The organism is Nocardia pseudovaccinii NBRC 100343 (assembly GCF_001613225.1).
GTDB lineage: Bacteria > Actinomycetota > Actinomycetes > Mycobacteriales > Mycobacteriaceae > Nocardia > Nocardia pseudovaccinii.
The window spans coordinates 17,125-30,093 of record NZ_BDBY01000239.1; the positions used below are offsets into that span (position 1 = coordinate 17,125).

Here is a 12,969-nt window from a genome sequence, read left to right on the forward strand (position 1 = left end):
GGTCCAGCCTCCTATCACGCCAGGTACCGATGCACGAGCATGACCGCCATCGCACCCTCGCCGACCGCCGAGGCGACCCGCTTCGCCGAATCGGCGTGCACGTCACCCGCGACGAAAACGCCGGGGACGCTGGTCTCCAGGTGATGCGGCGGTCTGGGTAGCTCCCAGCCCGCGGGTCTGGTTCCGTCGACGAGCAGATCGGGACCGGCCAGCACATAACCCGCCTCGTCCCGCTTGACCACGCCGTCGAGCCAGTCGGTCTGTGGTGCGGCACCGATGAACAGGAACAACCGCTCGGCCTCGGCTTTTTCTTCCGCGCCGGTCCGGTTGTTGCGCACCACGATCTGCTGCAGGTGATCGTCGCCGTCGGCGGCGATCACTTCGGTATCGGTGTGCACGCGGATATTCGGAATCTGCGCGATCTGCTGGATCAGGTAGTGCGACATGGACTTCTCCAGCGAATCCGCGCGGACCACCAGATGCACCGCGCGCGCGTTGCGGGACAGGAATACCGCCGCCTGCCCCGCCGAATTCGCCCCGCCGACGATGTAGACATCGTGGTCGGCGCATTCGGAGGCCTCGGTCATGGCCGAGCCGTAATAGACACCGCGCCCGGTGAAATCGTCCACGCCCGGTGCGGGATGACGCCGGTAGTCCACACCCGTCGCGATGATCACCGTGTGCGCGCACAGCCGCCCGCCGTCGGCGAATCGCACGGTGCGCGCGGACCCGTTCACCTCGAGCCCGACCACCTCGCGTGTGGTGATCACCTCGGCGCCGAACTTCGCGGCCTGCCGCCGCGCCCGATCGGCCAGCTGCGCGCCGGACAGCCCGTCCGGGAAGCCCAAATAGTTCTCGATGCGCGAACTCTGGCCCGCCTGGCCGCCGGTCGCGGTGCGCTCGACGAGCACCGTGCGCAGCCCCTCGGAGGCGCCGTACACCGCCGCACCGAGTCCGGCCGGTCCGCCGCCGACCACGATGAGGTCGTAGAAGTCGCCGGTCGGATTGGTGTTCAGCCCGACGCTCTCGGCGAGCTCGCCGTCGCTCGGTTGCACCAGTGCCTGGCCACCCGGGGTGATCACCACCGGACAGACATCGGGATCGGCGCCCGCCGCCTCCAGCAGCCGGGCGCCTTCCGGTTCCTCGGCCAGGTACCAGCGGTAGGGCAGCTGGTTGCGGGCCAGGAATTCGCGCACTTCCGACGACCGCGGCGACCAGCGGTTGCCGACCACCTTGGTCTCGGTGACGGGTTTGTGGTCGTTGCTGCGCCAGGCCTCGATCAGTCCGTCCAGCACCGGATAGAGCTTCTCCTCCGGCGGATCCCACGGCTTGAGCAGATAGTGGTCGAGGTCGACGACATTGATCGCGTCGATCGCGGCGCTGGTATCGGCGTAGGCGGTCAGCAGCACGCGACGTGCGTACGGGTGCAGGTCCATGGCCTGCTCCAGGAATTCGATGCCGTCCATGCCCGGCATCCGATAATCGGCGATCAGGACCGCGACCGGTTGGCCGCGAAGTTTCATCTCACGCAGTGCGTCGAGCGCGTCCGCGCCCGACTCCGCGCGCAGAATCCGGTACTCGGCCCCGTAGCGGCGGCGCAGGTCGCGAACGACCGCGCGGGATACCCCCGGATCGTCGTCGACGCTGAGGATGGCCGGTTTCGTAGCAGCGGGTGCAGTCACCTATCGAGTATGGAACGCTCGTCAAACGCGATGCTCGCGCACCAAGTCGAGTTCGGTGGGCGTGAGCAGGCGCTCCAGTTGTTCATCGGGAACTATCGGGCGTGCGATACGCGGCGCGAAGATGTCTCGAGTAGCGGGTGTCTCGGGTGTGATGGTGGGAAGCAGCGGGACCTGATCCCCGTGCCGATGATGTAAGAGCGAGCGCAGTTTCACGGCCGATCACCTCACGCTTGACGGAAAAGCTTGTGGCAGTGTCTGATGCTTCGTCTATCCGCCATTGTGCGCGCGCCATTACACGGCCGGGTGAACAAGTCGCGAAATAGTGACACATTTGTCTTCCAACAGCCGCCGACTAGGCTGTTGCCAAATCGTCAAGCCGTGCTGGACGGACGTCCGTCGCACAGTTCTCCGGAGGCAGTGTTGCCGAAAAATATCGAAGCCACGATCGAGATCGCGGCACCGCCGGAACAGGTCTGGGCCGTCGTCGCCGATCTCGGGCGGATGCCGGAGTTCAGCCCGCAGTGCGTCCGGATGCTCGCGCTCGGCACGCCGAAGGCGGGCACCTGGACGATCAACCTCAATACCGACGGCAAGAAGTACTGGCCGACCACCGCGCGCATCGTGCGCTATGAGCCCAACCAGGCCTTCGCATTTCGGATCAACGAGAACCGCAGCATCTGGAGCTACACGCTGGAGCCGACCGCCACCGGCACCCGGCTGATCGAACGCCGCGATGTGCCCAACGGCACCAGCTGGTTCTCCCGCAGGGCCATCGATGCCGCGCTCGGCGGCGAGGCGCCGTTCGAGGAACTGCTCGAACAAGGAATGAACGAAACACTCGGCAAGATCAAGTCCGCGGTCGAGGCCGCCGTGTAGATCCCATCGCGTCCGGCGTCGAACGGGAACACACACAGCCGGACACGAGTCAGGCCTGCGTCCGATGATGCGGACCGGGCGTGATTCCGATTCGGGGACGCTATCTGCGGTCGAATTCGCTGTCGTGGCAAGTGCTGGAGCCGGTCACCCAGACGGTGACCTTCAAGCTGAAGGTCACCGTTGGTCTGGGCTGAGTTACTGCCAGTTGGGCAGCGTCACGACCTGCGCGGCGTAGGAGAGACCAGCGCCGAAGGCGATCAGCAGCGCGGTATCGCCCGGCTTCGACTCACCCTTGCGCAGCAGCGCCTCCATGGCCAGTGGAATCGAGGCGGCCGAGGTATTTCCGGTCTCCTCGATATCGTTGGCCAGCGCGCAGTGCTCGGGCAGTTTCAGCACCCGGGCCATGATCTCGATGATCCGGCCGTTGGCCTGGTGCGGGATCATCGCATCCAGGTCGTCGGTGGATAGGCCCGCGCGATCGATGGCGTCGCGGCAGACCTTCTCCAATGAATGTGCGGCCCAGCGGAATACCGCCGTACCCTCCATGGCGAGGTAGGGCCGCACCGCGTCCAGGCCCTTCTCCTCGATTTCGGCGAAGAACTCCATCCAGTCCTTGTCCTGGCGGATCGCGTGATGCTGGGTGCCGTCCGAGCCCCAGACCGTCGGGCCGATGCCCTGTTCCTCCGACGGACCGACCACCACCGCGCCCGCGCCGTCGGCGAACAGGAAGGCGGTCGCGCGGTCCTTCGGATTGACGGTGTTGGTCAGCTTCTCCACGCCGATCACCAGCACATGGCTGGCGGTTCCGGCGCGCACCAGATCCGAGGCCAACGCGAGGGCGTGACAGAAGCCCGCGCATCCGGCCGAGATATCGAACGCCGCCGTGCCGTTCATGCCCAGTTCGGTCGCGATCTGCGGCGCGGCCGCCGGAGTCAGCAAGAGGTGGGTGGAGGTGGCGACGATGACGCAGTCGACCTGATCGACTTCGATTCCCGCGGATTCGAGCGCGCCGCGAGAGGCCGCGACGCTCATGCTCTGGATCGTCTCCTCCTTCGAGGCGAAGCGCCGCGTTTTGATTCCGGAACGGGTGCGGATCCACTCGTCACTCGAGTCGATGGGTCCGGCGACTTCTTCGTTGGTGACGATTCGAGCGGGGCGGTAAACGCCGAGCCCGAGGATCGCCGTGTGCTCAGCCCCTGTGGTCTGGGTGATTTGAGCAGCCATAATGCGTCTCCTATGTACCTGCGGCGGCGCCGCCGGGTTGTACCCCGAAAGCATCGAAATGATTCCCTCATCGGCCGACCGCCTACGTCACCGTAGACATGAGGCCCCCTCATATTAGCCCGTGTCGCGCGTGTTGGGCGTGCGTATTCTCACATTTGGCGGGTATACCTCCGAAGCACGCCCTGTGGTGCGGCGCGCTGCCCCAACTAGTGATTCGAGGACACCATGCTCGGACTCGGGATTATCGGGTGGATCATCATCGGCGGTCTCGCCGGCTGGATCGCCAGCAAGATTATGAAGACGGATGCGCAACAAGGCATCCTCCTCAACATCGTGGTCGGCGTGGTCGGCGGCCTGCTAGGCGGATTCCTCCTCAAATTGCTCGGCGTCGATGTCGAAGGCGGCGGACTCTGGTTCAGCTTCTTCACCTGCCTCGGCGGCGCGGTGATTCTGCTGTTCCTGGTGCGGCTGTTCACCGGCCGTAAAGCCATGAGCTGACCGCAGGTGCCACAGGCTCCATTCCCGTAAGGTGTGAACGCTTGCGCCGGACCTATCGTTGAAGGGCGCAAACCGTCTGCATCGAGCACGAAAGAGGAGCCTGTGGCACGCCGTCCCACCCCGCCCGGCACGCCCGAAACGACCGGAGTCGGCCATGTCGTCGATCTGGTCCGGGCCGCGATTCCCCCGCTGCATCCCGCCGGGCTGCCCTTCGTCGCGGCGCCGCTCGCGGTGGCGGTCATCGGAGGTAAGCGCAAGTGGGTGCGCCGCACGGGTCTGCTGGCCGCCGCGGCCTGCGCGACCTTCTTCCGGCATCCGAACCGGGTGCCGCCGAACCGGGCGGGCGTGGTCGTTGCCCCGGCCGACGGTGAGATCGCCCTGGTCGACACCGCGACGCCGCCCGCCGAACTCGGCCTCGGCGATGCGCCACTGCCGCGCGTGAGCATCTTCCTTTCGGTGCTCGACGTCCATGTGCAGCGCACCCCCATCTCCGGCATCGTGCGCACCGTGCTGCACCAGTCCGGTCAGTTCCGTTCGGCGGATCTGCCCGAGGCCAGTGCGGTGAACGAGCGCAACAGCATGGTCGTCGACACCGCCGGTGGCGCGCAGCTCGTGGTCGTGCAGATCGCGGGTCTGCTGGCGCGGCGCATCGTCTGCGACGCGCAGGCCGGTGACAAACTGACCATCGGCGATACCTACGGCCTGATCCGTTTCGGGTCCCGGGTCGACACGTACTTCCCGGCGGGTACCGAATTACTCGTCGAACCCGGACAGCGCACGATCGGGGGCGAGACCGTGCTGGCCGTACTTTCGACCGACTCATGATGGAGCAGGCCCTGCCCACACCGCAGCGAAGGCGCCGGACCATCCGGCTGTTGCCGAGCATCGTGACAATCATGGCGCTGTGCGCCGGACTGTCCGCGGTGAAGTTCGCCCTGGACGACAGGCTCGACATCTCCTTGGCGATGGTCGGCGCCGCGGCCGTACTGGACACCCTCGACGGTCGGCTGGCCCGGATGCTCGATGCCACCACCAAGATGGGCGCCGAACTCGATTCGCTCTCCGACGCCATCTCCTTCGGTGTCGCGCCCGGTCTGGTGATCTACATCGCGCTGCTGGACAGCAACAGCGCGGGCTGGATCATCGCGCTGGTTTTCGCGGTGAGCCTTGTGCTGCGCCTGGCCAGGTTCAACACCCTGCTCGACGACGACACTCGACCGCAGTGGGCGCGCGAGTATTTCGTCGGCGTCCCCGCACCGGCGGCGGCGCTGATCGCGCTGGTGCCGATCGGGCTGTACGTGCAGTTCGGTGACGGCTGGTGGGTCGGCTACTACGAGGTCGCGGCCTGGACCTTGTTCGCGGCGGCGCTGGCGGTCAGCACGATTCCGACGCTGGCCATGAAGTCGGTATCGGTGGCGCCGCAGGCGGCTGCCGGGCTGCTGGTGCTGACCGCGCTCGCGGCGGCGCTGCTGGTCACCTATCCGATCGTGCTGCTGCTGGTGCTGGTCGCGCTGTATCTCGGGCACATCCCGTTCGCCTGGCATTCGCAGCGCTGGGTGGCCGCGCGTCCGGAAACCTGGCAGCACAAGCCATCCGAACGCCGGGCCCAGCGGCGGGCGCAGCGGCGACGACCCGCCCTGCGGCGTCCGGCGATCCGCGGGGCGAGCCGCCTGCGGCTGCGCAGTCCGGGTAAAGAGCATCCGGCGGACGATCTGCACCACTGAGCTGTTGGGGCTTGTCTGGCATTCCTTAAGGAATCGTCTAGGTCGCGCGGGAATGCTGCGGCTATGAGCAGTGTTGCGGCACTTGGTGGTTTGGGCTTCTGGGGATTCGATCCGGGTCGGGTTTTCGGTGGTGGCCGGACCATCGGGTCGGCCACCGAACTGTCGAAGGCCGGATGGATCCCGACCGGTACCGTCATCTTCGGCGGCCGAGCACGGAAGAAGGTGGCGGTGGAACCGGATGGATTGCGCGAATTCCAGGCGCATCGCCCGCGGCTGTTCGCGCTCGCCTATCGGATGCTCGGCTCCGCGACCGAGGCCGAGGACGCGGTACAGGAGACCTACCTGCGCTGGGATGGCACCGACCGCGGCACGATTCGCTCGGCCGAGGCCTGGCTGACCACCGCGGTTGTGAATCTCTGCCGCACCTGGCTGGTTTCGGCCCGGGCCCGCCGCGAGACCTATGTCGGACCGTGGCTGCCCGAGCCGGTACCGACCGCGCGCGGGGAGCTCGGGCCGTTGGAGACGGTGGAGGAGCGCGAGCTGGTGTCGCTGGCGCTGCTGATGGCATTGGAACGGTTGAGCCCGATCGAGCGGGCGGTTTTCGTGCTGCGCGAAGCGTTCGGATACGCACACCGGGAGATCGCGGACATGCTCGCGGTATCCGAGGCCAATTCGCAGCAGATCTTCCGCCGGGCCGGTATCCGGGTGCGCGAGGGGCGTCCGCGCTTCGATGTCCCGGCCGATCAGGCCCGCGAGTTGATCGAGCGCTTCCTGAAGGCGGCTCGCATCGGGGATATCGAGGCATTGGAGCGGATGCTCGCGGCCGATGTCGTCTCGACCGCGGACGGAGGCGGTCAGGTCACCGCGGCGCGGCGCCCGATCGTCGGGGCTCCCGCGGTCGCGCGGTACGTGGCCGGACTGTTCCGGTGGGAGGTGCCGGGGATGGTGATGGCGCTGGAGGAGATCAACGGCGCGCTCGCGGTCGTCGTGCGGTTGGCGGGGGAACCCGCGCTGGTCGTCGGCGTGGACACCCTCGACGATGCGGTGACCGCGCTGCGCTTGATCGTCAATCCGGAGAAGCTGTCCTATATCGGGCGGGAGTGACGCGGGTCATTATCCGAGGCTGTCAGGGATCGGAGGGCTGCCCAGTCTAAGGGGTGTCGGCCGATCGAAAGGGAGCCACATCATGACCGGACAGCATCGAATCGTCGTCCTGGGCGCCGGATACGCGGGGTTGGCGGCGGCCCGCAGGTTGGCGCGCACCGCCCGCGACGCCCACATCACCGTTGTCGACGCCCGCGCGACCTTCGTCGAACGCGTGCGGCTGCACCAATACAGTGCGGGGCAGTCGATTCCGGAATGGGATCTGCGAGAGTTGCTCGAACCCAAACGAATTCACTTCGTGCGGGCTCGGTCGCAGGGCATCGATACCGAGCACAAACAGGTGATCCTAGACGGCGCACCGGATCTCGAATACGACTCGCTCATCTATGCGTTGGGCAGTACGAACGATCCGGCGGGCGTGCCAGGGGTAGCTCAGTACGCGTATTCGGTTTCCGCACCGGAGGATTCGGAGTATCTGCGGACCGGTATTCCGGCGGGGCGGATCGTGGTGGTCGGTGGCGGTGCCACGGGAATCGAGCTGGCCGCGGAATTGGCCGAGTCCCGATCGGATGCGCGGGTGGTGCTGCTCGGCTCGGATGAGCCCGCCGCCTGGCTGTCGATGCGGGCGCGCGATCATGTGCGACGGGCGCTGGAGCGGCTCGGGGTCGAGATTCGTTCGGACGCAAAGGTTATCGAGGTGACTCCGGAAGGCGTGCGGTTGGCGGACGGGTCCGTCGTCGCGGCCGCCGCAACGGTGTGGACCGCCGGATTCGGGGTGCCGGAGCTGGCGGAGCGGGCCGGGCTCGCGGTGGACGGGCATGGTCGGGTGCTGACCGACGAGACATTGCGATCGGTATCGCATCCGGATGTCTACGCGGCGGGCGATGCTGCCGTGATCGCGGGTCCGGGCGGTCGGGAACTGCGGATGGCATGTGCGACGGCATTGCCCACCGGCAAGTACGCGGCCGATGCGGTCGTCGCACGGCTGGCCGGTCGCGCACCCCGCGAGCTGCGGTTCCGGTACTTCTTCCAGTGCATCAGCCTCGGTCGGCGCGATGGCGTCATCCAGTTTCTGCACGCGGACGACTCGCCGGGACGGACCGTGCTGACCGGGCGGACGGCGGCCTGGTTCAAGGAGCGGATCGTGCGTGGTGCGGCCGGGGCGGCCCGTCCCTGAAAATCGTCAACTATCGGTTGACGATCCAGAATCGTCAACCTATGGTTGACGCATGACAATCAACGTACGACTCGACGATCTGATCGAGGGCATCAAGAAGGCACGTCCGGACAATGTGCTCGACCAACTCTCCGATGCGGTGGTCACGGCCGGGCATTTCGGCGAAGTGGCCGATCATCTGATCGGCCACTTCGTGGATCAGGCCCGCCGCTCCGGCGCCTCGTGGACCGATATCGGCGCCAGCATGGGCGTCACCAAACAGGCCGCGCAGAAGCGGTTCGTGCCGAAGGGGCCCGGTGATCCGGCGGCCATGGACCCCAATGCGGGCTTCGCGAAGTTCACGCCGCGCGCGCGAAAGATGGTGGTGGCCTCGCAGGAGGCGGCTCGCACCTCCAGCAATCTCGAGATCTCCATCGGACATCTGGTGCTGGCCCTGTTGTCCCAACCGGAAGGCCTCGGCGCCAGGGAGGTCATCGCGCAAGGGGTGCAACTCGACGCGGTCCGGGATGCGGCAAACGACGCCATCGCCCGGCAGCCCGCCGATCCGGCGAAGGTGCCTGCGCTCATTCCGTTCGGCGCCGAGGCCAAGAAGGTGCTCGAGCTGACCTTCCGTGAGGCACTTCGCCTGGGACACAACTACATCGGCACCGAACATGTCCTGCTCGCCCTGCTCGAACAGGAGAACGGTTCCGGAATCCTGTCCGATCTCGGCGTCGACAAGGCGAAGGCCGAAGCCGATCTGTCCGAATTGCTGTCGGTGATCGCCGCCGAGAAGTCATGAACGCCCGGGCCGCGTTCGTCGCTGGACGACGTCGAATTGCCTGGATAGTCATCGGCATTCGATCCGCGCACGACTACGCCTCGCTCGGCTCCGTCGCGCGCGGAGACGCGCTGTGTCTATGGTTCCGCTCGCTGACGCTCGCTCACGCGGCCAGGACACGGCAGCGCAGAGCCATCCGATCGCGCGGGATGTCGGTGCGGCGTGGCTCACGGATCCCGCTCGAATACCGTGCGCCCATCGCGGCGTGACGGCGGCTCAGTTCTCCGGGACGTTGCGGGCGAGTTCGTCCAACCAGGCGGCGGCGGAGGCATCGCTAGGCGCACGCCAGTCGCCGCGCGGTGAAAGTGAGCCGCCCGAACCGACTTTCGGGGCATTGGGCAGGGTGGAGCGTTTGAACTGGCTCGTCTGGATGAAGCGGCGTAGGAATTCGGCGAGCCAGTATTTGATGATCGGCAGGTCGTAGGTGTTGCGCTGGTCGGCCGGAATGAGGTCCGGCCAGCTGCCGCGGTCGCGCTCGGACCAGGCGTGCCGGGCCAGGTAGGCGACCCGGCTCGGGCGGTACCCGAAGCGCAGCATGTAGTAGAGGTGGAAGTCCTGCAGTTCGTAGGGGCCGACGGTGGCCTCGGAGCTCTGGCTCGGTGCGGTGGAATCGTGGCTGGGCACCAACTCCGGCGAGATCTCGGTCCGCAGGATCGATGACAGCACCCGGCCCGACTCGGGGCCGAACTGATCGGTGTCGACCGCCCAGGCGATCAGATATTTGATCAGTGTTTTGGGGACCGAGGCGTTCACACTGTAGTGCGCCATATGGTCGCCGACACCGAAAGTGCACCAGCCTAAGGCGAGTTCGCTCAGATCGCCGGTGCCGACCACGAGCGCGTTGTGCTGGTTGGCAAGTCGGAACAGATGTGAGGTGCGCTCGCCCGCCTGCACATTCTCGTAGGTGATGTCGTACTGCGGAATACCTTCGGCGGCAGGGTGATTCAGGTCGCGCAGCATCTGGGTGGCGGACGGGCGGATATCGATCTCCTGCGCGGTCACGCCGAGCGCGTCCATCAGCGCGTGCGCGTCGGTGCGGGTTCGGGTGCTGGTCGCGAAGCCGGGCATGGTGTAGGCCAGCACATTCGCGCGTGGCAGACCGAGCCGGTCCATGGTTTTGGCCGCGACGATCAGCGCCTGGGTGGAGTCCAATCCACCGGATACGCCGATGACCAAGCGCTGACTGCCGGTCGCACGCAACCGGGTGCTCAGGCCCTCGACCTGGATGTGATGCACCTCTGCGCACCGTTCGTTGCGCGCGGCCGGATCGCTGGGAACGTAAGGGAAGCGCTGGATTTCGCGGCCCAAGCCGATGGCACTCGTCGGAACCGGCAACTCGACCTCGATACGCCGCAGCCGCACCAGCCGGTCGCGGTGATCGTGCACATTGTCGGCGAAACTGGTGGTGCGAATGCGATCCGCGGCCAGCCGCTGCAGATCGAGATCCGCGGTGATCAACTGGGGATGGTCGCAGAACCGCTCGCCCTCGGCGAGGAGGTCGCCGTTCTCGCAAACCAGCGCCTGTCCGTCCCAGGCCATATCGGTGGTCGATTCACCGTGTCCCGCAGCCGAATACAGATAGGCGGCCAGATAGCGCGCGGAATGCGAGGTGCACAGCGCGCGCCGATAGTCGGCCTTACCGATGACGATATTGCTCGCCGACAGATTGACCAGCACCGTCGCACCGGCCAGCGCGGCATATCCGCTGGGCGGCAACGGAACCCAGCCGTCCTCACAGATTTCCAGGTGGAATACGAAACCGTCGAGATTAGTCGCGGTGAACAACAGATCGGATCCGAACGGCACCCGCTGGCCCGCGATCGTGATGTGGTCTTCCAGGGTCTCGCGCGCTGCCGCGAACTGGCGCTTCTCGTAGAACTCGCGATAGTTCGGCAGATAACTCTTGGGCGCCGCTCCGAGGACGACGCCGCGGCATATCGCGATACCGCAGTTGAACAGCCGCCCCTGCGTCCGCACCGGCGCACCGATCACCAGCACCGTATCGATCTCCGCACTCGCCGCGACCACCTGCTCGATTGCCGCGGCCACCGCATCGTCGAGCGCATCCTGGTGGAACAGATCGTCGGCGGTATAGCTGGAGAGTCCGAGTTCGGGAAAGACCGTCAGCACCGCGCCGTCGGCGGCCGCTTGCCGAGCGAGCTCGAGCGTCTGCTCGACATTGAACGCGGGATCGACGACCCGGATCCGCGGCACCGCGACCGCCACCCGCGCGAACCCGTGCCGATAGAGCGAATCGAACGGCAATGCGGGCACGGGCGTCCCCCTTCGGGATCGTTGATCTTCCTCCATGGCGAAATCTACGCCCGCCCGGTCAGGCCCCCGCCCCAGCGCGGCCATTTCGCCTTGGCCTTCGGTTCCTCCATGAGCGGTCCGCGCTCGATATCGGTGACCAACAGCGGCAGCCGCGGCGCGAGTTCGTCGAGCACCGCCCGCGTGTGCCCGCCCTGCGCGGCCCGGTACTCCGGCATGGTCAGGCCGACGATCTGCAGGAACTGCATCCGCCCGTGCGGTGTGTCGATGGCGCCGAGTTCCGGGTCGACGGTGAAGGCGACGGCGTGGATATCCGAGTCCGGATGGTCCGCGGCGATCGGGCCGTTCGACTTGATGGTGTGACCCGGTGCGAACCAATTCCCGGATTGGAACACGTAGCGAGCCAGATTCTGCAGGAAGTTCGCGGGCCAGACCGGCGGTTTCTCGTCGGCCGGGGTGCGCAGCAGGCGGAAGGTGAATTCGAATCCCCAGCCCGATTCGTCCGGGTTATCCCATTCCTTCTCGTACAGCTCGGTCATGCCGTAGCTGATGTAGTGCCAGTGTGGGACCGGTTCGGTGCGCGGATAGGCGCTGATGCCGTCCAGCGGATCGGGTCCGCCGAGCGACCAGGGGACCCCCGTCCCCCAATGGCTGGGTGCGGTGTCGTGGTACAGCTGCTCCAACGCCGCGTCGATAGCGTTCCAGCCGGGACTTTCACTCACCTGGACACCATAAGGTCGGCGCCGATCATGCGCCGCGCTGCGCTGGATCGTAAGCCATTGGCGGACAGCGATTTGCTGCTCGCACGACTGGGGGCGGCGCCAGGGATCCCGGACTGGTCGGCCTGTCGGGAAAGGGCTGATCCGGCGCACCGGTAAGCTATAGCAATGGCGGATGGCATGGATTCCGACCTAGTTGCGGGGGAGCGACGCGCTGATCTCGAGCGTGCGCTGACCTATGTCTCCACCGAATCGCAGCCCGACGGCAGCTACATCATCAACGGCGACCTGCCGCCCGATGTCGCGCCACCGTTCATTCGGGCGATCATGCGGGTGGAGGCGGAGTTGCTGCTGAACGACGCGGAACTCGTAACGGTCGATGAGGGTGAACCACGCACGCCCGAGGAGCGCCGGGCCGATGCTTTCGTCGCATTGATACTCCGGGTGGACGACCGCAGCTCGGCCTGAGTCGGCGCTGAGCAGCGCGGCGGACCTTGCACTCGATACCCCTGAGTGCTAAAAAGGGCTTGGCACTCTCGACGTGTGAGTGCCAGGTCGGGACGGTGAGACCGGGTCACATCGACACCCTCGGTCGTCCGTCGCGGGCACCGAACCTGGCCAGCGTAAATGGGGCGATCCAACCTGCGATCGACCTGTGTGTCAGCCATATACATGTGGAGGATCTCAACGCAATGGCCAAGACAATTGCGTACGACGAAGAGGCCCGTCGCGGCCTCGAGCGGGGTCTGAACGCCCTCGCCGACGCGGTCAAGGTGACGCTGGGCCCCAAGGGTCGCAACGTTGTCCTGGAGAAGAAGTGGGGCGCCCCCACGATCACCAACGATGGTGTTTCCATCGCCAAGGAGATCGACCT

At 66.4% G+C, this 12,969-nt stretch carries 14 protein-coding genes; 9 read left to right on the forward strand and 5 right to left on the reverse strand.

The window, feature by feature from the left end:
- Nucleotides 1-14: 14 nt before the first annotated feature.
- On the reverse strand, nucleotides 15-1,682 hold the full coding sequence (locus tag NP3_RS29735; protein WP_063044921.1) for an NAD(P)/FAD-dependent oxidoreductase: 1,668 nt from the start codon (nucleotides 1,680-1,682) through the stop codon (nucleotides 15-17).
- 21 nt (nucleotides 1,683-1,703) lie between these two features.
- On the reverse strand, nucleotides 1,704-1,895 hold the full coding sequence (locus NP3_RS48290) for a hypothetical protein (RefSeq protein WP_157124617.1): 192 nt from the start codon (nucleotides 1,893-1,895) through the stop codon (nucleotides 1,704-1,706).
- Nucleotides 1,896-2,102: 207 nt separating this feature from the next.
- Between NP3_RS48290 and NP3_RS29740 the strand changes: the two genes are divergently transcribed.
- A complete protein-coding gene (locus tag NP3_RS29740) occupies nucleotides 2,103-2,558 on the forward strand; it encodes an SRPBCC family protein (protein ID WP_063044932.1) in 456 nt (151 codons plus the stop codon).
- Nucleotides 2,559-2,753: 195 nt separating this feature from the next.
- Here the strand turns inward: NP3_RS29740 and NP3_RS29745 are convergent, their stop codons facing one another.
- On the reverse strand, nucleotides 2,754-3,782 hold the full coding sequence (locus tag NP3_RS29745) for a beta-ketoacyl-ACP synthase III (RefSeq protein WP_063044922.1): 1,029 nt from the start codon (nucleotides 3,780-3,782) through the stop codon (nucleotides 2,754-2,756).
- Between the two features lie 225 nt (nucleotides 3,783-4,007).
- Between NP3_RS29745 and NP3_RS29750 the strand changes: the two genes are divergently transcribed.
- The 6 genes from NP3_RS29750 to NP3_RS29775 all read left to right on the forward strand — a co-directional run bounded on the left by NP3_RS29750 (nucleotide 4,008) and on the right by NP3_RS29775 (nucleotide 9,066).
- The gene (locus tag NP3_RS29750) at nucleotides 4,008-4,280 is read left to right on the forward strand and encodes a GlsB/YeaQ/YmgE family stress response membrane protein (RefSeq protein WP_063044923.1); all 273 of its coding nucleotides are present in this window, start codon (nucleotides 4,008-4,010) and stop codon (nucleotides 4,278-4,280) included.
- A gap of 102 nt (nucleotides 4,281-4,382) precedes the next feature.
- The gene (locus NP3_RS29755) at nucleotides 4,383-5,105 is read left to right on the forward strand and encodes a phosphatidylserine decarboxylase (RefSeq protein WP_063044924.1); all 723 of its coding nucleotides are present in this window, start codon (nucleotides 4,383-4,385) and stop codon (nucleotides 5,103-5,105) included.
- A complete protein-coding gene (locus NP3_RS29760; RefSeq protein WP_063824945.1) occupies nucleotides 5,105-6,004 on the forward strand; it encodes a CDP-alcohol phosphatidyltransferase family protein in 900 nt (299 codons plus the stop codon). Before NP3_RS29755 ends, NP3_RS29760 begins: the two co-directional genes overlap by 1 nt.
- A 63-nt stretch (nucleotides 6,005-6,067) precedes the next feature.
- Nucleotides 6,068-7,108: an RNA polymerase sigma-70 factor gene (locus NP3_RS29765; protein WP_218024961.1), complete on the forward strand. Its 1,041-nt coding sequence runs from the start codon at nucleotides 6,068-6,070 to the stop codon at nucleotides 7,106-7,108.
- Between the two features lie 82 nt (nucleotides 7,109-7,190).
- Entirely contained in the window at nucleotides 7,191-8,285 is a 1,095-nt protein-coding gene (locus NP3_RS29770) for an NAD(P)/FAD-dependent oxidoreductase (RefSeq protein WP_063044926.1), read from the forward strand.
- A gap of 52 nt (nucleotides 8,286-8,337) precedes the next feature.
- Nucleotides 8,338-9,066, forward strand: a complete 729-nt coding sequence (locus NP3_RS29775; protein ID WP_063044927.1) for a Clp protease N-terminal domain-containing protein — start codon at nucleotides 8,338-8,340, stop codon at nucleotides 9,064-9,066.
- Nucleotides 9,067-9,321: 255 nt separating this feature from the next.
- On the opposite strand, the gene NP3_RS29785 is transcribed toward NP3_RS29775, so the two are convergent.
- Both NP3_RS29785 and NP3_RS29790 read right to left on the reverse strand, forming a co-directional pair.
- Complete coding sequence (locus tag NP3_RS29785; protein ID WP_245721168.1) at nucleotides 9,322-11,379, reverse strand: NAD(+) synthase; 2,058 nt, start codon at nucleotides 11,377-11,379, stop codon at nucleotides 9,322-9,324.
- 44 nt (nucleotides 11,380-11,423) lie between these two features.
- Complete coding sequence (locus NP3_RS29790; protein ID WP_063044929.1) at nucleotides 11,424-12,098, reverse strand: suppressor of fused domain protein; 675 nt, start codon at nucleotides 12,096-12,098, stop codon at nucleotides 11,424-11,426.
- A 177-nt stretch (nucleotides 12,099-12,275) separates the two neighbouring features.
- Between NP3_RS29790 and NP3_RS29795 the strand changes: the two genes are divergently transcribed.
- Nucleotides 12,276-12,563, forward strand: coding sequence for a hypothetical protein (locus tag NP3_RS29795; protein WP_245721169.1), 288 nt, complete (start codon nucleotides 12,276-12,278; stop codon nucleotides 12,561-12,563).
- A gap of 224 nt (nucleotides 12,564-12,787) precedes the next feature.
- A partial coding sequence (locus tag NP3_RS29800) for a TCP-1/cpn60 chaperonin family protein (protein WP_281197601.1) occupies nucleotides 12,788-12,969 on the forward strand: 182 nt, incomplete at its 3' end.

Excerpts from the sequence above, each read along its gene's own strand:
- NP3_RS29775 (WP_063044927.1), top strand. The coding sequence starts at position 8,338 with ATGACAATCAACGTACGACTCGACGATCTGATCGAGGGCATCAAGAAG.
- NP3_RS29750 (WP_063044923.1), top strand. The coding sequence starts at position 4,008 with ATGCTCGGACTCGGGATTATCGGGTGGATCATCATCGGCGGTCTCGCC.
- NP3_RS29745 (WP_063044922.1), bottom strand. The coding sequence starts at position 3,782 with ATGGCTGCTCAAATCACCCAGACCACAGGGGCTGAGCACACGGCGATC.
- NP3_RS29770 (WP_063044926.1), top strand. The coding sequence starts at position 7,191 with ATGACCGGACAGCATCGAATCGTCGTCCTGGGCGCCGGATACGCGGGG.
- NP3_RS29795 (WP_245721169.1), top strand. The coding sequence starts at position 12,276 with ATGGATTCCGACCTAGTTGCGGGGGAGCGACGCGCTGATCTCGAGCGT.
- NP3_RS29765 (WP_218024961.1), top strand. The coding sequence starts at position 6,068 with ATGAGCAGTGTTGCGGCACTTGGTGGTTTGGGCTTCTGGGGATTCGAT.
- NP3_RS29760 (WP_063824945.1), top strand. The coding sequence starts at position 5,105 with ATGGAGCAGGCCCTGCCCACACCGCAGCGAAGGCGCCGGACCATCCGG.